At 66.4% G+C, this 229-nt stretch carries 1 pseudogene; it reads right to left on the minus strand.

Annotated elements, in window-relative coordinates:
- Positions 1-199 (minus strand): annotated as a pseudogene (locus tag SAZ04_RS23200) (phosphatidylinositol phosphate synthase); the annotation flags it as partial.
- Positions 200-229: the final 30 nt, after the last annotated feature.

A 229-nucleotide genomic window follows, 5' to 3' on the forward strand; every position in this document is an offset into this window, starting at 1 on the left:
GGAGGTCGGAGAAGACGAAGGCGGTGATCACCAGGACGCCGGCGATGAGCTGCCCTCGGGGAAAGAACCACAGCGCCGCAGCGACCACGCCTGCGGTGCCGACCACCGTGACGGCGTCGGGGCTCACGTTCAGCCGGAGCAAGAGCCTTGCGACGGGACTGATCAGGTTCGTGAAGAAGGTGCGCAGATGTTCGAACATGGCGAGAGCAGGCTACCGGCCGCAGAGGGC

The sequence above is a fragment of the Halalkalibacter lacteus genome, assembly GCF_036663595.1.
GTDB lineage: Bacteria > Bacillota > Bacilli > Bacillales > Bacillaceae_D > Halalkalibacter > Halalkalibacter lacteus.